Origin of the sequence: Flavobacterium sp., assembly GCF_046153165.1 — a bacterium.
Classification (GTDB): Bacteria; Bacteroidota; Bacteroidia; order Flavobacteriales; family Flavobacteriaceae; genus Flavobacterium.
Window position 1 is genome coordinate 1 of the sequence record NZ_JBJXEN010000097.1, and the last position, 26,174, is coordinate 26,174.

23 protein-coding genes and 1 pseudogene are annotated in these 26,174 nt (G+C 31.5%); 11 read left to right on the top strand and 13 right to left on the bottom strand.

The features are described 5' to 3' along the window. From ACKVOV_RS11510 to ACKVOV_RS11560, 11 genes are all read left to right on the top strand, one after another. Positions 1-414, top strand: a 414-nt coding sequence (locus ACKVOV_RS11510) for a sensor histidine kinase (RefSeq protein ID WP_409206901.1), incomplete at its 5' end; no start/stop codon positions are given. Between the two features lie 100 nt (positions 415-514). Then, positions 515-1,063 carry a hypothetical protein gene (locus ACKVOV_RS11515; protein ID WP_409206902.1) on the top strand — a complete coding sequence of 183 codons (549 nt, stop codon included), beginning with the start codon at positions 515-517 and terminating at the stop codon, positions 1,061-1,063. Between the two features lie 105 nt (positions 1,064-1,168). Beyond that, positions 1,169-1,615: a PepSY-like domain-containing protein gene (locus tag ACKVOV_RS11520; protein WP_409206903.1), complete on the top strand. Its 447-nt coding sequence runs from the start codon at positions 1,169-1,171 to the stop codon at positions 1,613-1,615. Between the two features lie 71 nt (positions 1,616-1,686). Beyond that, positions 1,687-2,979: a hypothetical protein gene (locus ACKVOV_RS11525; RefSeq protein ID WP_409206904.1), complete on the top strand. Its 1,293-nt coding sequence runs from the start codon at positions 1,687-1,689 to the stop codon at positions 2,977-2,979. A 12-nt stretch (positions 2,980-2,991) separates the two neighbouring features. Beyond that, positions 2,992-3,765, top strand: coding sequence for a phosphatase PAP2 family protein (locus ACKVOV_RS11530; protein ID WP_409206905.1), 774 nt, complete (start codon positions 2,992-2,994; stop codon positions 3,763-3,765). A gap of 33 nt (positions 3,766-3,798) precedes the next feature. Then, positions 3,799-5,037, top strand: a complete 1,239-nt coding sequence (locus tag ACKVOV_RS11535; RefSeq protein ID WP_409206906.1) for a TolC family protein — start codon at positions 3,799-3,801, stop codon at positions 5,035-5,037. Between the two features lie 36 nt (positions 5,038-5,073). After that, positions 5,074-5,376, top strand: a complete 303-nt coding sequence (locus ACKVOV_RS11540; RefSeq protein WP_409206907.1) for a hypothetical protein — start codon at positions 5,074-5,076, stop codon at positions 5,374-5,376. Positions 5,377-5,403: 27 nt separating this feature from the next. Beyond that, positions 5,404-6,324, top strand: coding sequence for an efflux RND transporter periplasmic adaptor subunit (locus tag ACKVOV_RS11545; RefSeq protein WP_409206908.1), 921 nt, complete (start codon positions 5,404-5,406; stop codon positions 6,322-6,324). Next, on the top strand, positions 6,324-9,377 hold the full coding sequence (locus ACKVOV_RS11550) for an efflux RND transporter permease subunit (protein WP_409206909.1): 3,054 nt from the start codon (positions 6,324-6,326) through the stop codon (positions 9,375-9,377). Before ACKVOV_RS11545 ends, ACKVOV_RS11550 begins: the two co-directional genes overlap by 1 nt. 290 nt (positions 9,378-9,667) lie before the next feature. Further along, complete coding sequence (locus tag ACKVOV_RS11555; protein ID WP_409206910.1) at positions 9,668-10,489, top strand: HipA family kinase; 822 nt, start codon at positions 9,668-9,670, stop codon at positions 10,487-10,489. Position 10,490: 1 nt separating this feature from the next. After that, a complete protein-coding gene (locus tag ACKVOV_RS11560) occupies positions 10,491-11,351 on the top strand; it encodes a hypothetical protein (protein WP_409206911.1) in 861 nt (286 codons plus the stop codon). A gap of 83 nt (positions 11,352-11,434) precedes the next feature. Here the strand turns inward: ACKVOV_RS11560 and ACKVOV_RS11565 are convergent, their stop codons facing one another. From ACKVOV_RS11565 to ACKVOV_RS11625, 13 genes and pseudogenes are all read right to left on the bottom strand, one after another. Then, entirely contained in the window at positions 11,435-13,678 is a 2,244-nt protein-coding gene (locus tag ACKVOV_RS11565; protein ID WP_409206912.1) for a multicopper oxidase domain-containing protein, read from the bottom strand. Between the two features lie 11 nt (positions 13,679-13,689). Further along, positions 13,690-14,934, bottom strand: a complete 1,245-nt coding sequence (locus ACKVOV_RS11570; RefSeq protein WP_409206913.1) for a hypothetical protein — start codon at positions 14,932-14,934, stop codon at positions 13,690-13,692. A 168-nt stretch (positions 14,935-15,102) separates the two neighbouring features. Then, the gene (locus ACKVOV_RS11575; protein WP_409206914.1) at positions 15,103-15,549 is read right to left on the bottom strand and encodes a DUF6799 domain-containing protein; all 447 of its coding nucleotides are present in this window, start codon (positions 15,547-15,549) and stop codon (positions 15,103-15,105) included. A gap of 74 nt (positions 15,550-15,623) precedes the next feature. Continuing rightward, complete coding sequence (locus ACKVOV_RS11580) at positions 15,624-17,783, bottom strand: copper-transporting P-type ATPase (protein WP_409206915.1); 2,160 nt, start codon at positions 17,781-17,783, stop codon at positions 15,624-15,626. After that, positions 17,776-18,234 carry a heme-binding domain-containing protein gene (locus ACKVOV_RS11585; protein ID WP_409206916.1) on the bottom strand — a complete coding sequence of 153 codons (459 nt, stop codon included), beginning with the start codon at positions 18,232-18,234 and terminating at the stop codon, positions 17,776-17,778. The genes ACKVOV_RS11580 and ACKVOV_RS11585 overlap by 8 nt, the downstream gene beginning before the upstream one ends. 1 nt (position 18,235) lies before the next feature. Further along, positions 18,236-18,946, bottom strand: coding sequence for a DUF3347 domain-containing protein (locus ACKVOV_RS11590; RefSeq protein ID WP_409206917.1), 711 nt, complete (start codon positions 18,944-18,946; stop codon positions 18,236-18,238). 104 nt (positions 18,947-19,050) lie between these two features. Then, complete coding sequence (locus tag ACKVOV_RS11595; protein ID WP_409206918.1) at positions 19,051-19,764, bottom strand: heavy-metal-associated domain-containing protein; 714 nt, start codon at positions 19,762-19,764, stop codon at positions 19,051-19,053. A gap of 132 nt (positions 19,765-19,896) precedes the next feature. Beyond that, entirely contained in the window at positions 19,897-20,949 is a 1,053-nt protein-coding gene (locus ACKVOV_RS11600; protein ID WP_409206919.1) for a hypothetical protein, read from the bottom strand. Between the two features lie 33 nt (positions 20,950-20,982). After that, a complete protein-coding gene (locus tag ACKVOV_RS11605) occupies positions 20,983-21,843 on the bottom strand; it encodes a DUF3347 domain-containing protein (protein ID WP_409206920.1) in 861 nt (286 codons plus the stop codon). A gap of 158 nt (positions 21,844-22,001) precedes the next feature. After that, complete coding sequence (locus tag ACKVOV_RS11610) at positions 22,002-22,370, bottom strand: hypothetical protein (protein ID WP_409206921.1); 369 nt, start codon at positions 22,368-22,370, stop codon at positions 22,002-22,004. Positions 22,371-22,506: 136 nt separating this feature from the next. Continuing rightward, positions 22,507-24,525 (bottom strand): heavy metal translocating P-type ATPase, encoded by a 2,019-nt coding sequence (locus ACKVOV_RS11615; protein ID WP_409206922.1) that lies wholly within the window; start codon positions 24,523-24,525, stop codon positions 22,507-22,509. After that, complete coding sequence (locus ACKVOV_RS11620) at positions 24,509-25,771, bottom strand: MFS transporter (RefSeq protein ID WP_409206923.1); 1,263 nt, start codon at positions 25,769-25,771, stop codon at positions 24,509-24,511. Before ACKVOV_RS11620 ends, ACKVOV_RS11615 begins: the two co-directional genes overlap by 17 nt. A gap of 17 nt (positions 25,772-25,788) precedes the next feature. After that, positions 25,789-26,174, bottom strand: a pseudogene (locus tag ACKVOV_RS11625) (SAM-dependent methyltransferase); the annotation flags it as partial.

A 26,174-nucleotide genomic window follows, 5' to 3' on the forward strand; every position in this document is an offset into this window, starting at 1 on the left:
AATGTTTCAGTAGTAAAAATTATAAATCAATCATTACTTTTATTTGAAGAGCATATAAAAGCGAATAAAATAGTTGTAATCAAAAATATTGAAGAAGATTTTTTCATCAATATGAATGCCGATTTATGTTTGGTCCTCATTAATAACTTGTTTCAAAATGCCATAAGGCATAATGTTGAAAATGGTAGTATTTTTATTTTTATTAAAGGTAATAGCTTGTCTATACACAATACAGGCAAAGAAGAACCACTTAACATAGCATTACTTTTTAAACGTTTTCAAAAAAATTCAACTTCAAATTTATCTACTGGATTGGGTTTGGCTATTGCCAATGAAATAGCAGAAGTGAGCGATTTATATTTAAAATATAAATTTATTAATAACAAACATCGTTTTACTTTGAAAGTTAAATAAAAAAATAGATTTACTGCAAATTTCACATAGATTTAAAATAGAATTACTTCTAATATTTGTATTTTAAAACAGAATACAAATAATTTTTAAATCAAAAAAAATGAAAAATGCAAGATTAACTTTAGCGTTAGCAGTTACACTTTTAGCATCACTTAATTCTTGTAAAGACAAAGAAATAAATGATAATGAAGAACTAACACAAGAAAAAAAAGGAAAAGAAAGTTACTTAAAAACAACAGTTGATAAAGAAGGTAAAATTGCTTTAGAACAACTCCCAGCAAATGTGGCAGCATATGTTGTTAAAAATTATTTAGGTTACGAAATGAAAAGTGCAGCTCACGACCCTTTGTGTTCAGGTGGTGATGCAATTGATTTAGTTATTACAAAAAAAAGTAGTCCTACTTATTCTTTAATCTTTCTTCCCGATGGTACTTTTGTGCAACTAGAAGAAGATGTTGCTATAAGTAAATCTCCAACAAAAGTTTTAGAAGCTATAGAAAGCAAATACTCTGGTTATCAAATTTCACAGCAAATAGAAAAATTAACTTTGGCTAATAACACAACCCAATACTTGTTGGACATTACAAAAGATAAAATCACAAAGGAAGTTATCTTCACTACTGATGGTATTGTAGTTTGTGAAAATTAAGTCAACAAAAAAAACAGAATTGAAATCAATTTAGCATAGAATTAAAATAGAATTGCATTTCACATTTGTATAAAATATAATAACTAACTATTAAATTTAAAAAAAATGAAAAAAGTATTTTTAGCAATGGCAATCGCTTTTAGTTTAACAACGTTTGCTCAAACAGAAGAAAAAGAAAAAAAAGTAACTGTTCCAGCAATTGTAAAAACGGCATTTACAAAAGATTTTCCTGGTAAAAAAGTAAAATGGGGAATGGAAGATGGTGATTTTGAAGCTGAATTTAAAATAAACGGAAGTGATGCATCAGCAGTTTATGATAAAAAAGGACACAAAAAAGCAGTTGAAATGACTATCAAAACGGCTGAACTTCCTGCAAACGTATTAGTGTATGTAAAAACAAACTATCCTAAAAGTAAAATTACTGAAGCTGCAAAAATCACAGATGATAAAAATGGGGTAACCTATGAAGCAGAAATTGGAAAAGACGGAAAATCATACGATGTTTTGTTTGATGCAAACGGAAAATTTATAAAAATTGTTGAAGGAGATTAATTATTTGATTTAGTTATTGGGCAGCATCCTACTTGTTGCCCTTTTTTTATATAATAATAAAAACATTTCAAATGAAAAAAATAGTTATAGTTACTTTATTGCTTTTAGGTACATTCTCCAATGTTTTTTCTCAACAAAACGATACTATTCAAAAAAACAACTACTTACGTGTTTATTTAGATGGTGCAACCGAAAGTGAAAATTATATCAAGGTTAAGCTTTGGTACATTGATTATGTTCGTGATCCTAAACAATCACAAGTTCATATTATTATCAATTCGCAACCTACAGCTTCTGGCGGATTACAATATAGCGTTCGTTTTCTAGGACACGAAAAATTTGAAAATAAAAACGACACACTTCAATATATTGCAAAAGTAGAAAATAGTAATCGTGAAAACCGTGATGAGCTAACCAATGTCATTACAATGGGTTTAATGCCTTATTTGGCATCAAACGGACAACAAAAGCATATGGCATTTGACTACACTGATAAAACCAAATTAGTAGAGCAAAGTGTTGATAAATATAAAAATTGGGTTTATACTGCAACTGCTAATACTTTTTTGAGTGGTGATAAAGTTTCCGAAGTTTTGTCTGCCGATGGTTCTTTTAGCGCAGCTAGAATAACCGATAAATGGAAAACAAGATTAACTGCTGGAATGAGTTACGGAAGCAATAATTATGAAACTACAACTTACAATTTTACTGGAAAAACAGTTATAAAAAACCTAAAAGGATTGATTGTGAAAAGCTTAAACGATCATTGGAGTTTAGGTTTAGAACCCACTTTTTATGCTTCCACTTATAGCAATGTAAAATCACAATTTGCAATTGCTCCAGGAATAGAATATGATGTTTTTCCGTATTCACAATCTGTAAATGATTTGTTTACTTTTAAATACAGATTGCAACCACTATACAACTCCTACATTGATAAAACAGTTTTTGACAAAACCAAAGAATTTTTATTCAATCAAATTGTTGATGTAACTTATACACATATTGCTCCTTGGGGAAATATTTCTTCAACACTTACTGGCTCCGATTATTTGAATCATACAAAAGCTTATCGATTGGATTTAGTAAATCAAGTAAATTTTAGAGTCGCTAAAGGTTTGTTTTTTAATGTTACAGGAAATGCTTCCTTAATTAATAACCAACTTTCTTTAAGTTCGCAAAGTTTAACCCCAGAACAAATTATATTGAAACAAAGAGAAACACTAACTAATTTTAGTTATTCAATGCAAGTTGGAATTCGATACACTTTTGGTTCGATTTTCAATAATATTGTTAATCCTCGATATGAAGGTGGCGTAAATATTGACAATGAAATATCAACTAAAGGAGAAACGGCAGATTAAATAGAATTACAGATGAAATCATTAAATAAAAGTTTATACATTCTTATAATTATGTTCTTGTGTAATGCAACAAATGCACAAGAAATTATTAAAAAAGATAGTTTAGTTAATTTAAAAAAAGAAAATTTAAAATTCAATTATAAGCAATTAATTATACCAGCAGCGCTAATATCATATGGTGTAATAGGAATTGAAAGTGATGCTTTAAAAGGTGTAAATCTTGATATTAGAAATGAAGTAACCGAAAATATAGATAAGAAAATTACAATTGATGATTTCTCACAATATGCACCAGCAGTATCGGTTTATGCTTTAAATTTAGGAGGAATAAAAGGGAAAAATAATTTGCGTGATAGAAGTGTCATTTTGGCAACTTCTTATCTAATTATGGGTACATCAACCTATGGATTAAAAAAATTAACCAAAATAGAACGACCAGATGGAAGTGGTTTTAACTCTTTCCCATCAGGCCATACAGCAACTGCATTTGCAGGCGCAGAGTTTTTGTGGCAAGAATATAAAGATGTTTCCATTTGGTATGGAATATCAGGATATATTGTAGCATCTGGAACTGGATTTTTTAGAATTTATAATAACAAACATTGGTTAACTGATGTGGCTGCAGGTGCAGGAATTGGGATTTTAAGCACAAAAATTGCTTATTGGATTTTTCCATACATCAACAATAAAATTTTTAAATCAAATAAAAATGTAAGTTCTGCTGTGGTTGCTCCATTTTATAACGGAAACCAAATGGGAGTAGGAATGGTTTTGAATTTGAAATAACTAAACTACTAATTAATTATGTAATTTTATCAAATGAAATTAAAGATTTTTTTCATTCTTGTTTTGATTAGTGTTAAGTCTTTTTCGCAAGAAAAGGACTTACGCTTTTATATAGAAAAAGCACAAACTAATTCGCCTTTGCTAAAAGATTTATCCAATCAAATCAAGTTAAATACTATAGATAGTTTAATAAATAAAGCAACTTACAAATCCCAAATCACAGCAAACCTAAATGCAAATTATGCTCCTAATTATAATGGTTTTGGATATGATACAGCATTAAGTAACGGACAATCCGTTTCGGGTTTGGTAGGGATTAATAAAAAAATAATTGGTAAAAACATCATTAACTCTCAAGCTGAAACGTTCAAAATATTTAAAGAGGGTTTAATCTTAAATAAAAAAATAGCTCTAAAGGATTTAAACAAAGTAATCATTTCCCAATATATTGCTGCCTCTGGAAATCAGGAGCAAATTATTTACAATCAGAAAATACTAGCCTTATTAAAAAATGAAGCGCAAATTTTGAAAAAACTCACTCAAAATTCTATCTATAAACAAACTGACTATTTGATTTTTCTTTCCACTCTAAAACAACAAGAATTCCAACTTTTAAACTTCAAACAACAATATCAAAATGATTTAGGATTACTAAATTATCTTTCAGGTGAAACTGATACTACTTTTGTGAATTTAAAAAATCCAGAAATTACTTTAAGAAACATTCAAAAACAAGATAAAATCATTTTTCTAAAACAATTTGAAACTGATAGCTTAAAAATTGCTAATCAAAATAAACTGATTGACAACATTTATAAGCCTTCGTTTTCATTACTTGGAGATGTAGGATATTTATCTAGTTTTGCAAGTCAAGGTTATAAAAATTTTGGTTTTAGTGTTGGCTTCGGATTGTCTATACCTATTTATGATGGAGGACAAAAATCATTGCAACATCAAAAAAATGAAATGGCATTAGCAACTAATTTGGCTTATAAAGCTAATTTCAATAAACAATATGAACAACAATTATTAATGCTAAATCAGAAATTAAAACAAGCTATCGAGACCGAAAATCAATTACAATCACAACTTCAAATTGCCGATGTACTTATCGAAGCAGATAAAAAATTATTACTCACTGGCGATGCTCAAATTACCGATTTTGTAATTGCTATTGGAAATGTAATTGCTATTAATAATAGCATTTCGCAAAATAAAATAAACAAACTCCAGCTTATAAATGAAATTAATTATTGGAGTTCTAATGACTAATTAACTTATAAAATTCAATATTTATAAATAAAAAAAATGGCAAATAATACATCCCAACATATTTTAGGCACTTCTTCAAATTTACTTGGGTTTTGCTTATTTATTATTACATCATTGCATATTAGCAATAAATCTGAAAGTAGTATGATAGACGAATATACATCTATAATTGCATTATTATTAACTTTTTCTTCAATTTTATCATTTGTTTCCATAAAGACAACAAATGATAAAATTGAAATGAAAATTGAAAAAATAGCCAACTACTTTTTTTTAACTGCTTTGATTGGTATTTTGGGAATAATATTTTTTGTTTTAATTAAATTCTGGTATTTATAATTATTTTTTTTAATAAAAATCAATCCAATGAAAAAATCTATACTATATTTTATTGCAATCACTACTTTTTTTATTTCTTGTAAAGACACAACGGTAGTTGAAAAACCAATTGATGCAAGCGTTCCAGTAACTTTAACTTCTATTGATACTTCAGGAATTGAAAGTTATATCGACCTTAATGCAACAGCAACTTATTTAGTAAAAAATACTATTAAAGCCAATGCGACAGGTTATTTGAATTCGGTAAATGTAGCCACTAATGATTTTGTTTCAAACGGTACAGCATTATTTTCTATTAAAACTCGTGAAGCTAAAATTTTAGGAAATTCGGTAAATAAAATAGATCCAACACTCAATTTTGGTAGTGCCATTAGAGTGCGTTCTAATACCAACGGAATTGTAACGATGGTTAATGTGCAACAAGGTGATTATGTTCAAGATGGTGATGCTTTGGTAACTATAAACGACACTAAAAGCTTTGCAATTTTATTGAGTTTGCCTTATGAATTAAAAAGATACATTTCGGTTGGACAGCAATTGACGGTTACTTTGCCTGATGCTACATCTAGAATTGCAACGGTTCAAAAATTTTCGCAAACTGTTGACGCTACTTCACAAACGCAAAATGTGGTTTTAAAAATAAATGGAAAGCAAGATATTCCAGAGAATTTAATTGTAAAAGTTAGAATAAACAAAACATCAAATTCTAAAACTATTTCTTTACCTAAATCGGCTGTTTTGAGTGATGAAACCGAAACAGACTTTTGGGTTATGAAAATGATAAATGCCAACACAGCAATTAAAGTACCAATTAAAAAGGGAATTCAAACCGAAGATAAAATTGAAATCTTATCGCCAATTTTAACTCGTGATGATAAAATTTTACTTACTGGAAATTATGGAGTAGCAGATACGATTAAAGTAAAAGTAATTAAAAACGAACTGTAATGAACAACTTTTTTGTCAAACATAAAAATGGTTTAAGTGCCATTATCTTTCTAATTATTTTGGGAGGATTTTTTGCGTATTCAAAAATGCAAACGAGTTTGTTTCCAGAAATCACCTTTCCGAAAATTAAAATTATTGCTGATGCAGGACAACAACCCATCGACAAAATGATGATTACGGTAACCAAGCCGTTGGAAAATGCCATTAAAAAAGTACAAGATTTAAAAACTGTCCGAAGCACAACCAGTCGTGGAAGTTGTGAAATTTCGGCTTTTATGGATTGGAAATCCGATATTGATTTGAGCAAAAACAGAATTGAAGCTCAAATTAATCAAATTAAAAATGATTTACCGCCAGATACACAAATCACGGTCGAAAAAATGAACCCTTCTATTCTTCCTGTTATTGGTTATGCAATTGAAGGTAAAGGGAAATCGGCGATTGAGTTAAAAAAAATAGCCAATTTTACCATCAAGCCATTCCTTTCTCAAATAGATGGCGTTTCCGAAATTCGGATTATTGGCGGAAAAGAAAAAGAATATTGGTTGGCGTTAGATTTTAATAAAATGACTGCCCTTGGGATTACTCCAAATGCGATTTCGCAAGTTTTAAGTCAAACCAATTTCATTAAATCTAATGGTTATTTATCTGATTATAGGTATTTATATTTAACAATTACCGATGCACAAGTTGATAAAAAAGACGAACTCGAAAACCTGGTAATTAGTAATAACGGAAAAGGAATTATAACACTAAAAGATATTGCTACTGTCGAAATTAAAGAAGCAAAAGAATACATAAAGGTTAACGCAAACGGTAAAGAAAGTATTTTAATTGCAGTTATTAAACAACCCAATTCTAATCTGATTTCACTTTCTGATGCAATGAATGTAAAGTTGCAGGATTTAAAAAAAATACTTCCAAAAGACATTACTATAAAACCATTTTATGAGCAGGCAAGTTTTGTAAATGATGCTGTAAAAAGTGTTACAGATAGTTTATTAATTGGTTTATTATTAGCCATAATTGTTGCTGTTTTATTTCTGAAATCGGCGAAAGCTAGTGCTACAATACTAATCATAATTCCAGTAACATTAGGACTGACATTGATTGTTTTATACCTCACAGGAAATACTTTCAATATTATGACTTTGGGAGCCATTGCGGCTGCATTAGGATTAATAATTGACGACGCTATTGTAGTTGTAGAACAAATTCATCGCACACACGAAGAACATCCTGATGAGTCAACTGTAACGCTTTTGCAAAAGGCAATTCATTATTTATTTCCAGCAATGGTTGGATCTTCCATCAGTACGATTGTAATTTTTATTCCATTTGTATTGATGAGTGGTGTTGCAGGTTCTTATTTTAAAGTATTAACTGATACAATGATTATCACTTTGGTTTGCTCGTTTTTTGTTACTTGGTTGTTGCTTCCAGTGGTCTATTTGTTGCTATCTAAAGAAGAAAGGACTAACTCTGAAAAACAAGAAATAATTGAAATTCACGAAGTGAAAACTCAAAATTGGGTAGCATATTTTATTGGAAAACCTATAATTAGTATCGGTTTTTGTGTTTTTCTTGTTCTTTCAATTTTTATTATTTTACCTAATTTAGAAACTGGTTTTTTACCTGAAATGGACGAAGGAAGTGTCATTTTAGATTATGAAAGTCCACCAGGAACTTCATTGGAAGAAACCGATAGAATGTTGAATGAGGTCGAAAAAATAATTATAAAAGTCCCCGAAGTTGAAGCGTATAGTAGGAGAACCGGAACACAAATGGGCTTTTTTATAACCGAACCTAATCGAGGGGATTATTTAATTCAGTTAAAGAAAAACAGAAGTAAAACAAGTAACGATGTGATTGACGAAATTCGTGCCAAGGTTGAAGCTACACAACCTGCATTGCGTATCGATTTTGGTCAGGTTATTGGCGATATGTTGGGTGATTTAATGAGTTCTGTTTCCCCAATTGAAGTAAAAGTTTATGGAAATAATCAACTAGAATTACAAAAAATTGCCAAAGAAGTTAGTGCTATTGTTGAAAAAGTAAAAGGAACTGCGGACGTTTTTGATGGTATTATTTTGGCTGGACCAGCGATTAATATTCAACCTAATTACGCTCAATTGGCACAATATGGAATTACACCATCAGATTTGCAGTTTCAAATGCAAACCGCTTTGGAAGGAAATGTTGTAGGTAGTTTATTAGAAAATGAAAAACAAACACCAATTAGATTGATTTATGCCAATGGTCAGAAACGAAGTTTAGAGGATATTAAACAACTTAAAATATTTTTGCCAAGCGGACAATCTATTCCTATTTCGAGTTTGGTTACTATTTCTGTTCAAAAAGGAGTTGCTGAAATTGAACGTGAAAATCTACAAATGATGAGTGTTGTAACTGGACGATTGGATAATCGAGATTTGGGAAGTGTAATGAAAGAAATTCAAACTAAAGTGACTGCCAATATTCATTTGCCAAGTGGTTATTATATTGAATACGCAGGAGCTTATAAAGACCAACAACAATCTTTTAGAGAATTATTACTAATTCTAATAGCATCTTCTTTATTGGTTTTTGGAGTGATTTTATTTCTTTTTCGAGATTTTAGAATAGCACTGGTTATTCTTTTAATTTCTGTTTTAGGAATTGCAGGCAGTTATATTTTACTTTTTATAACTAGAACACCTCTTAACGTTGGGAGTTATACAGGAATTATTATGATTGTGGGCATCATTGCCGAAAACGCCATTTTTACATTCCTGCAATTTAGAGAAACTTTCAAACTGTCAAGAAATGTAAACGAATCAATCATTTATTCAATTTCAACCCGATTACGACCAAAATTAATGACTGCTTTAGGTGCAATAATTGCACTTTTACCTTTAGCAATCGGAATTGGAACTGGTTCAGAATTGCATCAGCCTTTAGCTATTGCTGTAATTGGTGGATTTCTAATTGCAATGCCATTATTGTTGGTGGTTTTGCCAAGTTTATTGGCACAAGTTTATAAAAACGAGAAACATTTTAAGCATTTTGAGTAGGTTTAAAAGTAATTTTTTGAAGCGTTGGAGGTAAGGTCAACTCATTTTTAAAACTTCCTTTTTACCACCGGACGAAAAAAAAGTTTCTCGTTATTGAAAATGGAATTAGTGAAATGAAGCAAACAAATATGTGAGTTTAGGAATACTTGGACTAAACGAGGATTTTGTGCAGATGAATGAGATAATGGGTTTATTGGCTATTATATTCTCTTTATCACTTGTTGAAAATTTGACTTTATTGAATAGGAAATTTTATATATTGCACCATTATATAAAGGATTTGGTTTTCGATGAAAATATTACACACTATACAAGAACCTCATAAAATGTTTGATACTGCTGGTAGCAGTCCATTACTGGTTACTTGCAACGATTTTAACGATTGGGTTTGTAAATATGATAGATTTCCTAAATATCTATTTAATGAATTAATTACGGCTGAATTTGCAAAGTTATGGACTATAAATGTTCCTGAAACGGCATTGATAAATGTAAAAGATGAACACATTCTTTATGACAAATACCCAAGTCTTCAGCCTTCTTTTTTTGAAAAGGAATGTTTTGGCTCTTTATTTATGAAAAACACAAAGGAGATTGATTTGTCATTTATACCTTCATTTAGAGAGAAAAGTTTTAGAGATAGAATTCAACAAAAATCAGATTTTTTAAAAATAGCTCTTTTTGATATTTGGCTTTGTAATGAAGATAGAAACTATAATAATACCAATTTGTTGTTGCATTTTGCTCCAGAAAATATTTACTTTTTTTACGCAATAGATCACGTAAATATTTTTAATAGTAGTTCTTTAAATTATGGTTTGGCAACATTGACGGAGGATGATACCCTACTAAAAACGGAACTTGCCAAGTTACTTTTTGGAAAAGCAAAGAAATTAACACTAATTGTTGATAAGTTGATTGAGAATTTTTATCTTTGCACCAAAGAATGTGAAGATAATTTAGATGTTATACTTGACTTATTACCAGTTTCTTGGGCGATAGACAAAGTAGATATGAAAGCCAAAATGCTACAATATTTGTTTACTAACGAATGGAAAAAGCAATGTGAGGATATCTTTAGGACTTATGTTCAATCTTTTATAAAAAACTAAAATGAAAACTATTTTTTCTATATTATACGTTCCAATAAGTGCTACTCTTGATGAGAAAGTGAGCATTGGACTAATTATGTCTGATGGTGTTCAAAATTATTTTAGGTTTTCTCAATCAAAACTACAAGCAATAAAATCTTTAATTGACATTGAAAGTCATACTATTTTAAAAACCTATTTACGTTCTCTTGAAAAAGAAATTAATTTAGAATTGGTAAATGACAAAACATTATTTACTATAGAAATTGCTTCAAAAGCTAAATGGATAAATAGTTCTTATATTTCTTATTTGTCAAAATATTCTAATAACTTATTGCAATTTTCTGAACCAAAAGTTATTGATATTTCACTTGATGAAATTACCTATAAAAGGATTTTTGAAAAATATATTTTTCAATATGAAGAAACAGTAACTACACAAACTGAACCAACTATTTTTCAAAAAGTAAGAACAAAATTATATCCCAAAATAACAGGCAAAGTAAATATTGATAAAACACTTACCTCTAATGATTTTGCTAATTTATTTGCACCTGTTGAGGTAAATTTTATAGGTGTTAATGGAGTGCCAGTTGCCGGACAAGCTTTTGATTTTGAGAAAAAACATTATTTCCTTGAAAATGATGTAACTCGTTTTATTTCTTTGACCAAAGCATTAGAATTGTCGGGTCAGCCAGATGGTAAATATTTTGTTTTGGGAAGAGAACCTAAAGTTAGTCATAATGATAAAAATCATTTGATGTGGTCTCAAATACGAGATGCACGATTTTTAGAATTTGTTGATATTGATGACATTGGAGTTGTAGAAGATTATATAGAAAAAAATCACGTTACCCCATTTTTTAGTGAAGTAACGGAGTAAAAATAAAATCTTAATTATCAAAAAAGGCTTTCAAATATTTTGAAAGCCTTTTTTAATTCTAATCAATCCGTATTATAAAAAATCTAATAATTCAAATTCATTCCAAAACCTATTCCCATATCACTATCATAGTGCGTTGTTAAGCCTAGATTTCGTGTGAAAATATATTTTAGTCCTGTTGTGTATTCTTTATCGGTATTAATCATTATCATTGCTCTTAATCGTTTTGAAACTGGTATATCTTCTCTTCCTAATTGAAAACGAAATTTACCATCGCCATCTACTCGTAAATCAGCAATAAATAACATTGGTAGCGTGTAAGCAATACCAGCAACAAATGTATTTCGATTGTTTTTATTACTTTTTTGACCGAACCAGTTCTTTTCTTCGCTACCAAAAATATTATTTGGACCACCTTCTATTTTATAATGATAATCGTAACCAATGTATGGATATAGCCATTGCATTTTTCCTAAATATCGTCCAACCATAGTTTCACTCTCGTAACCGTGCATATCGTGATAACCCAAATGCCAAAGTGAACTTATTTTCCAACGTGTGTTTGCAATCATTGCTGTACCCTCATTGCCATTTGTTGCAAAATTATTCTCGCCCATAAAATGAAATTTTCTGTCGTCTGCAAACAATTTGCGTTGTGCTAGTTTTGGATTTGGAATTTCAGGATTTGGTGCTTGATTTTCATAGGTAAAAACTCTGCCCATTCCGCTCATCATATGGTAGAGAATATGACAGTGAAAAAACCAATCGCCCTCGACATTGGCATTAAATTCAAAAACATCAGTTTCCATTGGCATAATATCCACAATGTTTTTAAGTGGAGAAAAATCGCCTTGACCGTTTAGTAATCTAAAATCGTGACCGTGTAAGTGCATTGGGTGTCGCATCATTGATCCGTTGTGAATTGTGATGCGTACATTTTCGCCTTTTTTGATTAAAATTTTATCGGTTTCAGAAACTACTTTGTTGTCTAAACTCCAAACATAGCGGTTCATATTTCCTGTGAGTTCAAATTTTAATTCTTTAACTGGTGCATCTTTAGGAAGCGTTGTTTTTGTTGGCGATTTTAACATTGCATAATTTAAGGTTGTAATGTCCGAAAGTGCATTGCTGTTATAATCGGCTTCGGTCATTTTCATATTACCCATTTTACTGTCTGTTTTTGCTTTGGTTGCTCCTGTAATTTCTGGGTACATTACTACGTTCATATCCATTTGATTGTATGACATTTGCATTCCCATATCGTCTAAATCTCCGTTCATTTTCATCATTCCGTTCATCATTTTCATTCCGTCGAAATATTTTAATTTTGGTAAAGGAGCTACTAATTGTTTTATGCCACCGCCAATATATAATGAAGTAGATTTTGTTCTATCTTCTGGAGTTGCGAGAAATTCATAGGAAGTTTTATCGGCTGGAATGGTGACAATTATATCATAAGTTTCAGAAACTGCAACGATTAATCTATCGACTTCGACAGGTTCTACATCGTTACCATCATTAGCAACTACTGTAATTTTACCGCCCGCATAGGTTAGCCAAAAATAGGTTGATGCTCCGCCGTTTGAAATTCGTAAACGCACTTTATCACCAGCTTTAAATTGAGATAATTGACTTTCGTTTTTACCGTTGATTAGGAATTTATCGTAATAGACATCGCTCACATCCATCGCGTTCATTCGCTTCCATTCGTTGGTTACTTTGGTTTTGAAATTTCCGCTTTTTATGGCTTCGGCATAACTTTGAGTTGTTCCTTTTTTGATAGCAAACCAATCTGTTGCATTGTGCAACATACGGTGTACATTTTCGGGTTTCATATCTGTCCATTCGCTTAAAATTACTGGAACGGTTGGTAGATCATCAATCCCTTTTCTGAAAGTAGGATCATCTGCTTTTTTATTCATTATAAACGAACCGTACATTCCGATTTGCTCTTGTAAACCTGTATGACTATGGTACCAATGCGTTCCGTGTTGGATAATTGGAAATTTATATAAATGTGTTGTATGCGGTTTTATTGGCATTTGGGTTAAATTTGGCACACCATCGTATTGATTGGGTAACATTAAACCGTGCCAGTGCATTGAAGTATCTTCGTTTAACTCGTTGTGTACATAGATTTCTGCAATATCGCCTTCGGTAAATGTGAGCGTTGGCATTGGTATTTGTCCGTTTACGGCAATTGCTCTTTTTTCTTTACCAGAAAAATTTACAATGGTATCTTTTACATATAAATCGTAACGGACAATTTTTTGAGCTGATGCACTTAACGCGACAAATAATACTATAATTGATAATTTGAATTTCATTATTTTATTTTTTAAATTGATTTTGCGATTTTTTCCATAATAGAATGGTCTGTTCCAAATTTGCAAATTGCATCACAATTGGCTCTTAATTCAGAAAATAGAATGTACTTAATATTCATTTTTGAGTTTTTTATAACTGGTCGGTTGAGTTGTTGAATAACATCTTTTTCACGACTGTCAGGAATAATGATGTAAAAGACTTCTTCGCCGTTTGAAATGCTAAAATATAAATCAGATAATCTTAATATTCCCGAATAAATACTGGTACTTTTTTCTACTTCAAATGCTCCTATGATTTTGTTTGTACCCTTTTGAAACCAAAGTACATCTATTAGTTTTATTGTGTTTTGTGTGTCTTTATCGGTTTGAAGTTCTGGGAATTTATTTATTGATATAAATGAAAAATTTTCTCCTCCGTAGGATTTGCTTTTATCATTACTTGCAGGAGTTACATCAAAACCTAATGAAACCCCAATTTTTAATAAATGGTATTGCATTTCGTTATGAAGATTTTCTGCTAATTTTTCTTCTTGAATTTCTTTTTGACGTTTTAAAATATTCTTTTCAAATTTATTGCGTTCTTCTTCACTCAAATATTCATCGTTGCCAATGAGCATTTTTTGCGTTCCAATTTCAAAACATAATCCTGCAATTGCTCCTAAATCATTCGATAATTCGGCTTTGTGTTTGCTATTGGTTTCTATTAATGTTTCTCTTATTTTTAAATATTCTGTCCAACTTCCTAACTTCTTTTTGTCTTTAAATAAAAAATTAAATCCGTTAAGAATGGCGGTATTAAATGGCGGAAACCAAGTTGGGTGCAAGAAATATAAAATACTTGCTACTGCTGGTCCCAAACCTTTTATTTTTAGTTCGTCTAGTTTTACAATTTCTTTTATTACTTGTTCTTCGGTTTTGGCATTGATACAATTTTCAAGAAATTGACCAAATGTTATTTTATTATTTTGATTTTCGTAAATATCTGGAATACGTAATTTTGGCTTCCAATAAAAAGGATGTGCAACACCTACAAAAATTTGTTTTTGTTCTGCAATACAACTCAATACAAATTCTAAACTACTGCCTTTAAAATCGTTGGGAAATGTTTTGTTTTTAATATCGTCAATCACTTGTAAAACACCACGGCGAATGGTTCGAAATGCTTTTAATCGTTGGTCATTATCTATAAACCAAGTTGTATAAACACTTTCAGTATCGGTTTTGTATTGCTGGATTATTTGAGTAAGGTTATTCATTACTATTCAAAATAATTTAGTAGTTGTTTTAAAAAATAAATTTGATAAAATAAGAAACTATCAAAAATTCATTAAAGTTAATTTTCAATAAATTAATGATAATTTCTATTAGTAATTTCTGATTAATAATGTGAATAATTTAAAACTTTATTATTCACCTATTCTTCATTACTCTTTTTTGACTAAATCCATTCCGCATTTAGAACATTTACCTGGTTTATCGCTGATAACTTCTGGGTGCATTGGACAACTGTAATTCATTGCTGCCATTTTTTTTGTTGATTTCTTTTTGTCCATCATTTTCATTTTATCGTTACACATTTTTCCGCTCATTTCCATACAGTCTCCGTTTTTCATCATCATTTTTTTACCATCTTTCATAGTACATTCCCCATTAGTCATACAGGTTGTACCATTTTTCATAACCATATCTTTTTCCATAGGCATAGTTTTACCGTCTTTCATAACCATCATTTTACCGTCTTTCATCATACAACAATCTTTCATCATTGTAGATTTTTTCGCTGTTTGAGCATTAGCACTTAACGAAATTACCATTAAAAACAGTGTTAGAAATGCAACTGTTTTTGTCGAAATTAATTTTAAATTTTTCATAATAAATGTATTTATTTTTCGTCAGTTCCGCTGTTGCTCGGTCTTCAGTCTCGCTGTCGCCCGATTTATATTTTCTAAAGTTTCAAACTGCGCAATCTTAACGCATTTACAATTACAGAAACCGAGCTAAAACTCATTGCTAAAGCTGCAATCATTGGCGAGAGTAATATTCCAAAAAACGGATATAAAACTCCTGCTGCAATTGGAACTCCTAAAACATTATAGAAGAAAGCAAAAAATAAGTTTTGTTTGATATTTCGCATTACGGAGTGACTTAAATTCTTTGCTTTTACGATGCCTTGTAAGTCGCCTTTTACTAATGTAATTTTAGCACTTTCAATAGCTACATCAGTACCTGTTCCCATTGCAATTCCAATATCGGCTTGGGCTAATGCCGGTGCATCATTGATACCATCGCCTGCCATTGCTACAATTTTTCCTTCGGATTGCAAACGCTTTATTTCGTTTAATTTGTCTTCGGGTAAACAACTTGCTTTGTAGGATGATAAGTTTAATTCATCGGCAACTGCTTTGGCAGTATTTACATTATCACCAGTAAGCATAATTACTTCAACTCCTTGACGCATTAATTCTTTTATGGCTTCTTTACTAGATGTTTTAATTGCATCTGTAATTGATACAAAACCTATTGCAACGCCATCAACAGCAATATAAGAAACTGTTTTGCCAAGTTTTTGTTCGGTAATAATTTTGTTTTCTAAATCGTCAGAAACAATAGCTTTGACTTGTTCCATTAGCTTTTTATTGCCTAATGCTACCTTTTTATTGGTAACTGTTCCTGTAACTCCTTTTCCTGCAATGGCTTCAAAATCTTTAACATCAATTAATGAAATGGATTTAGTTTTAGCATAATTTACTACTGCTTGTGCCAACGGATGTTCGCTGTATTGATTTAAGGAAGCTATATTTTGTAACAAATCATTCTCATTATTATTTGAAGCAAAAATGGTTTCTACCGATGGCTTTCCCTCGGTTATTGTTCCTGTTTTATCGGTTATTAAAACATTTACTTTGTTCATATTTTCTAATACTTCGGCATTTTTTATCAAAACTCCCGATTGTGCACCTTTGCCCACGCCAACCATTACCGACATTGGTGTTGCTAATCCTAAAGCACAAGGACAGGCAATAATTAAAACGGCAATCGCATTTATAAATCCGTAAACCAAGGCTGGTTCGGGACCAAATTTTGCCCAAATGAAAAAAGTTATTATCGAAATAATTACTACAATTGGCACAAAATATTTAGCAATACTGTCGGCTAATTTTTGAATTGGTGCTTTTGACCTACTGGCATCATTGACCATTTTGACGATTTGCGAAAGCAAGGTTTCTGAACCTACTTTTTCGGCAATCATTACAAAGGATTTGTTACCGTTTATAGTTCCTGCAATAACATTGTCCTCTTTCTTTTTATCTACAGGAATGGGTTCGCCAGTTATCATTGCTTCATCAATACTACTTTCGCCATCAGTAATTTTTCCATCAACTGGTATTTTGTCTCCTGGTTTTACACGCAATAAATCGCCTTTTTTAATGTCGTGAATGGATATTACTTTATCACTTCCATCAATTACTAAAGTAGCTTCGGTTGGAGCGAGTTTTAATAATTCCTTGATTGCACCACTGGTTTGGCTGTGTGCTTTGGCTTCTAATAATTGCCCTAATAAAACCAATGTTAGTATTACTGTTGTGGCTTCAAAATATAGTAAAACCGCTCCAGTTTCGGTTTTGAATTCATTTGGAAAAATAGAAGGAAAAAACATCCCGACTAAACTGAACAAAAAAGCAACTCCAGTTCCTATACCGATGAGTGTAAACATATTCAAATTCCAAGTAATAATAGAATTGAATGCACGAACAAAAAACATCCAACACGCATAAAAAACGACAGGAAGCGTCAAGATAAATTGTACCCAATTCCAAATTGTGGCATCCATTATTTTGAGTAATGGATTGTTTGGCATCATTTCTATCATTGCGATAGCAAAAACAGGAACGGTAAAAACCACAGCTACTTTCATTTTCTTGACTAAATTAAGATATTCCTTTTGTTCTGCACCTTCGCTAGGTTGCATTGGCACTAATGTCATTCCGCAAATAGGACACGAACCAGGTTCGTTTTTTATTATTTGTGGGTGCATTGGGCAAGTGTATAGCCCTGCTTGATTGTCTGTTTTTGTTTCTTCGGTATTTTCCTTGAGTTTATTCATCGCTGTTGATTGTATTTATCCAATTGATTACTTCCTGTTTCTGAATAGATGTTAATATTGCATTTTTGTGAATTAGAGTATATGATGCCAAAGGCATTTCATCTGATTTTATTTGTTTGACAATTCTATCTAATTTATTATTTTGTTTACGGTTACTATAATTTCCCCATTCATTAAAATTCAGATTTTCTTTCCCCTCTTTGATATGGCTTTCCATAAAAAACCGTGCTGGTTGAATGAAAGAATACAAAGGATAATGAGTATTGTTACTATGACAGTCATAACAAGAAGTTCGCAAAATGGTTTCTACATTTTTGGGTACTTTATACACTTTTGTAAAATTGGCAGTAACATCCTGCTCGAAACCTACGTTACGAGCAGGTTGATACAATTGCATCAGCAAAAAAATAATTAACCCTATATAAAGTATTTTTTTGATGCTTTTTTTCATTTTACAATGCTTTTTTCATAGAACCACAAGTAAGCATTTTAGATCCTTGATATGGATTTTTGATGTCTTTAACTTCGCTTATCCAAATAGCACCTTTTCCGTCATTTGCCATTGGGCAAAAATCTTGATACAGTTTTTGTTTTGTTCCAAATGTTTTAATTAAATCGTTTATGTCTTTACTTAACATCACGAAATGTTCTCTTTGGTGTTCCAATTTATCTGCATTTGCTCCAATATGCTCTGCGTGCTCTTTTGCATCATCGACAATGTCTAGGTATTCTTTTTTAAGTTTTGCATCAATCGAATTTACATTTACTGCATTGAAAGTAGCATATAATGTTTTACCAGCAACTCCTGCCCCTTTTGCATCGTCTTTGGTTAAAGCATTTTTTAAAGTCAAATAATTACTTATAATTTCGTTTACAGAAAATGGAGTTTGAGCAACTGCTGTTGTGGTCGTTTCTGCAACTGCTTCTGTTGTGGTTGCAACAACTTTTTCGGTAGTTGCTTTTACTGGCTCTGTTAATTCCATTCCACATTTTGAACATTTATCACCTTTTTTACCTGTTACTTCTGGGTGCATTGAACACGCATACAGTTGTGATGTTGTTTCTGTTGTTTCTGAAGTTGCAGTTTCTACTTGCTTGTTTTTTTGGTTACAAGAAACCATTACGAATGCCATTGCTACGGCTGAAAGAATTACATTTTTCATTTTGTTTTAATTTTAAATTATTAGATTATTTTATTTATTGGCAACATTTTTTGATGAATATTTTTTTGAAAATCCATTTTAATATAGAAACTACTTTTTTCATTTTAGAGTAATTTAAAAATCATTATCCCACTCATTGCAATCATTAACGCATCTTCTATAATGGTAACGGTACTCATTGGCAAATTAAAAACAGCACCTAAACAAGCACACTGAATTTTCTTTTTGTTAAAGACTGATTGTAAAACACCAATGATGCTAATTGACATTACTACAAATGTGATTGAGTTGGTAGCTAATGGATTAAAATTGATTAAATACCCAATTCCTAACCCTAATTCAATAATGGCATATACATTTCCCCAAACTGGAACTCGTTTTGCAATGACATCATACATTTGATAACTTTCGGCAAATCCTTTAAGATTTAGTAATTTGAAAAAAGAAAATACAAGAAAGAAACCTGCCATAAAATGTTGCATTGCTTCCGTCCAATTAAAATTTTCATTCTTGAATTGAATTAGAATTGTAACCAAACTGATGTAAAAGAAAATCAATAAAATTGGCTTGTACGTTTCTAGCCAAGATTTTGCTTGTTCCTCAATTTCATTATGATTGATTGCTGAAATTTGATATTTACTGTCTAGCGCTTTTTGAAAATCTGATAAAGCAATATGTTTGTCCATTGAAATGGTTGCTGAATTAGTTTCTTTTGAAACTTCGACAGCTGTAACATTCTCGATGGTCATTAAAGCCGATTTTACTTTGGCTTCACAACTACTGCAAGTCATTCCTGTAAGTTGATATTTGTGTGTCATTGTTTTACTTTTTTTAAAACAATACTAAATACTAATTAAAAAAGTATTTAGTATTGCTTTAATTTAAACATATAATATTACAATAGATTTATGTTTAGAATATTACAGATTTATTTTATGGAGTTGTAAAATTTACATTTTCATTACAACACCATTTGGTTTTTTACCTACCGCAATAGTTTTAGTAACGGTATGATTTGTAACATTTATAACAGAAACTGTATTTGCCGTTTGATTGGTTACATAAGCCGTATTTCCGTCTATAGTAAATGAAATTGCGTGAGCACCAGCACCAGTATTGAAAGCTCCGCCGTGCATCCAATTCATCATAGTTGTATCCCAAGTCCAGTAATGCACTTTTCCTGCCATTGGGTCAGAAACCCATAACTCACTTTTTGTTCCGTTGTGGGAAGCAATTCCGGGCATAAATCCTAAAGCTATAGTTTGAGCAATTGTATTATCAACTACTTTAATTACTGAAATAGATTGTCCGTCTTCGTTATCTACAAACATTTGTCCATTAGTTCCTGTCCAAGCACCAACTGGATTGTTACCTACTGTAACTGTTGCTATAACTGCTTTTGTTGTAACATTGATCACCGAAACATTGTCATCATCGCCATTAGCAACATACGCTTTTGTTCCGTCTGATGAGAATGTTAATTCTGCTGGCATCATACCCACAGTAATTGTATTTTTCAGAGCGTAGGTTGTTGCGTCATAAACCAAAACTTTACCTGTCATATCCATTTGAGGAACCCAAATTTCTGAACCGTTTGGGGAATAAATGGTGTTGTGGTTCATTACTGGCAAACTCATATTTTTTACAATTGCACCAGTCATCGCATCAATTACTAATAATTTTCCAGACATTGTTCCAGTTACTGCGTGACCTGCACTAAAATCCATTCCTGGTACTCCAATTGCTAAATGATTTTCGTGTGATGAAATGTGATGAGGCCACATTATCATATCTGTTCCTGTTCCCATTAACGGAATAGTTGCAGTTACTTCATTTGTTGATAGTTTGATTACAGATACTGTTGCATCTTCGCCATTGACAACATAAGCTGCTGGATAATTTACATTTAAAGCAGTATTCATATCAGTAGCATTATCACTTTTGCTGCACGATGTTACTAAAATTGCTCCTAAAAAAGAAGCTGTTAAAATTGCATTTTTCATTGTTTAAAAATTTAAAAAATTATTGTTGATTATTTATTTAATTGTTTCTACCACACTACCACAACTCAACATTTGAGAGCCAAAATAGGGATTTTTGATTGTGTTTTCTTTGCTTAACCAATTCATTTTCTTCATTGGACAGTATTGATAATAAACTGCTTCTGTTGGTTTAGAAACTTTTATTAATTCATAAACTCCTTTGGATAATGAGTTAAAGACATTTCTTTGTTTTTCAACATCTTGCGTTTCTGAAATGCTTTTTGCATCGGTTGTTAAATCTTTAAACACTTTCATCCACGCCATATGTTCGTCCATTTTTAATGTTTCCATTTTTACGGCAATAATTGAAGATAATAATGCTGTTGCTTTTTCAGAAGCTATTTTACCATCTGTTTTTACTAAAGCATCTTTCAATAAAAAATAATTATCGAAAATTGGTTTTAGTTGATTTACTATTTGGTTTTCAGTAGTTGTAGAATGATTAGACATATCCATTTCGGTTTTTGCTGGCATACTCTCACCGGATATTGCATCTACTTTTACAGGAATTTTTGCCACACGATCATATTGACAACAGCTTGGAAGTTTTGAATAAACATCAGCAGGAGCAAGGAATTTATCGCTATCATAACCAACAAGAGCAATACGTTTTAGTATTTCGTCTTGATTGGTTTTTTTAGCATCGTAAATAAGCGTTGCCATTTTTGAATCCTCATTCCAATCTACTTTGGCAATATTTTTTAGATTTCCTGCTTTTTCTATTTTGGTTTCGCACATTCCACAGTTTCCGTACACTTTTACAGTTTCTGTTGTGGCATTTTTAATTTGTGCATTAGATACCACGATTGATAACAATAGTATTATTGTCATCATTATTTTTTTTAATGAATTCATTGTATATAAATAATTTTGAATTGAATTAGTTAAACAATAACAAAATGAAATTATAGCAATGCCATCATTTTGAAATTGAAATTAACCGAGAAAATAAATGATTTTGAAAGCGTTAATTGTTATCAATTAGATACAATTATGGCTATCAGAATTGGAATTTAGCTTATTTTTGGTATAAGCCAAAGAGAATAGAAACCAGAAGATATAAAGGTTTCTGAATGAGAATTTTTTTGTTTTTCGGAAGAAAAATCAAAAGTATTGTTTTTAAATTTTATTTCATAAACGATTGTAAAACCATTACTTGCTGCTGGACAACCACATTTGGAATGTCCACATTTTCCTGCACAACCATCGCTATTTTTACCTTTAGAATGACTATCGCCTTTGCAACAATCATCTTTGTCAGTTTTTGATGAAACTTCTTTTTTACAAGAATGTTTATTTGAGCTATTTCCACACGCAAAAGAATTACTTGGCATCAATAAGAAACCAAATAATACGATTACTAAAATGTGAAATTTATTCATTTGTGCTTTAATTTGAATCAAAAGTAATCAAATTATATTTTTTGTTTGCTAATCAATTGTTAAAATGTAGTATAACAATAAAAAAAGTGTTTCAGCATTGGCTTTAAACACTTTTTTTATTGAATAAATAATTTCACTAAAACTTCATTCGTTGTATTCTCACAGCATTTAAAATCGCCAATAATGCTACTCCAACATCCGCAAAAACGGCTTCCCACATAGTTGCTAATCCTCCTGCACCAAGTACCAAAACTATTGCTTTTACTGTAAATGCTAAACCGATATTTTGCCAAACAATTTGTTTTGTTTTTTTACCAATATTTATTGCTGTATAAATTTTATAAGGTTGGTCGTTTTGAATTACAATGTCGGCTGTTTCAATTGTTGCATCGCTTCCTAAACCACCCATAGCAATTCCTGCATCGGCAAGAGCAACAACAGGCGCATCGTTTACACCATCGCCAACGAATGCGATTTTTAGGTTTTGTTGTTTTAGTTCTTGAACTTTTTCAACTTTATGTTCGGGTAATAAATCGCCGTGTGCTAAATCTATATTCAGTTCTTTAGCAACGGCATTTACAACAGCTTGTTTGTCTCCCGAGAGCATTACGGTTTTAATGTTTATTTTGTGTAAACTTTCTATTGCTTGTTTTGCATCTTCTTTTATTTCGTCAGCAATTAGAAAATATCCTGCATACTTCTGATTGATAGCAATAACGATAATTGTAAATGGTGTATTGTCAATTTCAACATCGTAACTGATATTGAATTTCTGCATCAGTTTTGCGTTTCCTGCTAAGATTTCTTTTCCATCTACTTTGCCTTTTAGTCCGTGTCCTGCAATTTCTTCAACATCGGTAACGGTTGCATTTTTTTCTGTTCCTTTTGCATATTCGATTATTGCAGTTCCGACTGGATGCGTTGATTTGGTTTCGAGTGCTGATGTGAATTTTACTAAATCGGCTTCGGAAATATCAACTGCTACTACTTTTTGAACCTTAAAAACACCTTTGGTTAGCGTTCCTGTTTTGTCCATAACAACCACTTGGATTGATGCCATTATGTCGAGAAAACTTGAACCTTTAAAAAGAATTCCGTTTTTACTCGCTGCACCAATTCCACCAAAATAACCCAACGGAATACTTATAACTAGCGCACAAGGACACGAAATAACCAAGAAAACTAATGCTCTGTACAACCAATCTCTAAACACATAATTATCTACAAAAAGCATCGGTAAAACACAAATTGCAATGGCTAAAAAAACAACAATTGGAGTATAGATTTTGGCAAATTTGCGAATGAATAGTTCGGTTGGTGCTTTTTTGGCTGTAGCTTCTTGCACCATTTCGAGTATTTTAGACAGTTTACTATCGGTGTAAGCTGTTGTAACTTCAACCTGTGCAATGGTGTTTAAGTTTATCATTCCTGCCAAAACCGCTTCGCCTTTTAGTTTGGTGTCGGGTTTGCTTTCGCCTGTTAGTGCCGATGTGTTGAATGTGGCATTATCAGTTAAAAGTTTTCCGTCTAATGCTAACTTTTCGCCCGATTTGAGTTGAATGATTTCTCCAATGGTTATTTCAGATGCTTTTTTGATTGTTGCATTTCCGTTAATCAAAACTGTTGCTTCGTCTGGTCGTTGGTCTAATAATAGTTTTATATTAGATTTTGCTCTTTGCACAGCTAATGTTTGAAAAATTTCGCCAATGGCGTAAAATAGCATTACTGCTACACCTTCGGGAAATTGTCCGATTGAAAATGCTCCGATAGTTGCGATGCACATTAATAGAAATTCTGAAAATATTTCGCCTTTGCGAATGCTTTCAAACGCTTCTTTGAGCACTGGAAAACCTACTGGAAGGTATGCAAAAATATACCAACCCAATCGTACGTAACCTGTGAACCACGATTGCGGAAAATAATTGTCTAAACCAATTGCAATAAGTAACAATGTAAAACTAATGATTGCAGGCAAGAACATTTGAAACGTGGTTTGGTCTGTACCCGAGTGGTCGTGACCGTCATCGTCTGAATGTTCGTGTTCATTGTGAGTTGAGCAACAACCAGTTTGTTTGTCAGTTTTTTTATTTATTTTTTCTTCGAGTGTGCAACAGAGTTGTTTACCGCTTGCATCGTATCTATGTTGATGTTTCATTATTAATTAGTTGTTTTTTTATTAAAAATTTGAATATAAAAAGTGCTAATACCCCTAAAATTAAAGTAAGTATTCCACCATAAAGAAAACTTTCTTTTGGAAATTTAGTGCCCAAAAAACCTGCTATTGGATAAGCAATTGCCCACCACAAATGAGAAAAAGCAAAGTGAGAACCATAAACTTTTCCTTGATTCTCGGAGGCAATATTTTCAGCAATTAATGTTTCTGAAGGCATTTCGGCAAGGCTTTGCCCTAAACCTGCTACTAACCAAAAAACAATGAGTATTGGATAGGAAACATAATTTGCAAAACATATTGAAATCCCTAAAAATAATGCACTACTAATTAAGGAAGCGCTTCTTGTTTTTGATTTATCTAAACTACCTAGAACAAATGCAGCAATAGCAGCTCCTATACCGAAAGCTGCCATTACCCAACCATAATATTTATCGTCTAACAGTAAATTATTTTTGATATGGCTAATCGTGTTTACCAATATCATTGCACCAGCAATTGCCGAAACGAATTCGATTGCTAAAGCAAAACGCAAAATGCTATTTCCAAATAATAACTGAATGCCTTTTTTGACATCGCTCCAAGTATTTGTAGTTTTTTGTGCTTCTAACGAAACGCCTTTTTGTAATTCTTGTTTTGGGATTGAAAGAATAAAAAATGCCGCAATAATGAATGAAATAGCATCTAAAAAAAATATTTGTCTTGCTCCCAACCATACCGCTACAATACCTGCTAATGCAGGACCCAAAACTCCCAATAATTGAAAAGTTGCTGTTGATAATCCTACGGCTTCCCTAAAATATTTACCCTCAATAATTTGAGGAATTACGGCACGATAAGTTGGTGTAAAAAAAGCATTAAAGATATTCAGCAAAAATACCAATACATAAATTTGCCATTCGGAATTGATAAATGGTAAACAACAAATAATTCCCATTCGTATAAAATGGGTTACATATAAAATCTTTTTTCTTTCTATTTTATCGGCAAAAACTCCAGCAAATGGCGAAAAAAGTATAAATGCTGTAACTCTTAATGTGAGTGCAGTTGCGAGAATTATTGGCGATCGTTCTTTGTCTATTTGATATGCCAACAAAGCTAAACCAACCCAAGAAAAAGCATCGCCTAACAAACTTATTGTTTGGGCTAAATAGAGTTTTGCAAAGGTTTTGTTTTGAAGTGCTTTGAAAGGTTCAAATAGAATTTGCTTTAAATAGGTTTTGTTTTGCATTGAAAATTATTTCTTTGTTATCTCTTTTTAAACCCACAAAATTGAAAATTCTGAATTGTATCAAACGGTGTAGTGTGGTTCTCTGTAAAGCAGTTTATGACTTCAAAATTCTCGATGAAAATATGTTTCATTGAGTTTTCAGAATATTGTTTTATTTCCAATCCGCTACATTTTAAAGGTCCGTTTTCTGAAAATGTGCCCAATAGAAAGTTTCCGTTTTGGTTAATTGAATTTCCAATAATAGCAACATATTTATTGATGCTTTCTTCTTCTGTCAAGAAATGAAAAACGGCTCTGTCGTGCCAAAAATCAAACGTTACTTCGGGTTTGAATTCTGTAATATCAGAAACAATCCAATGGACTAAATTGGCTTTGTCTCCCAACCGTTTTTTTGCTCTTTCTA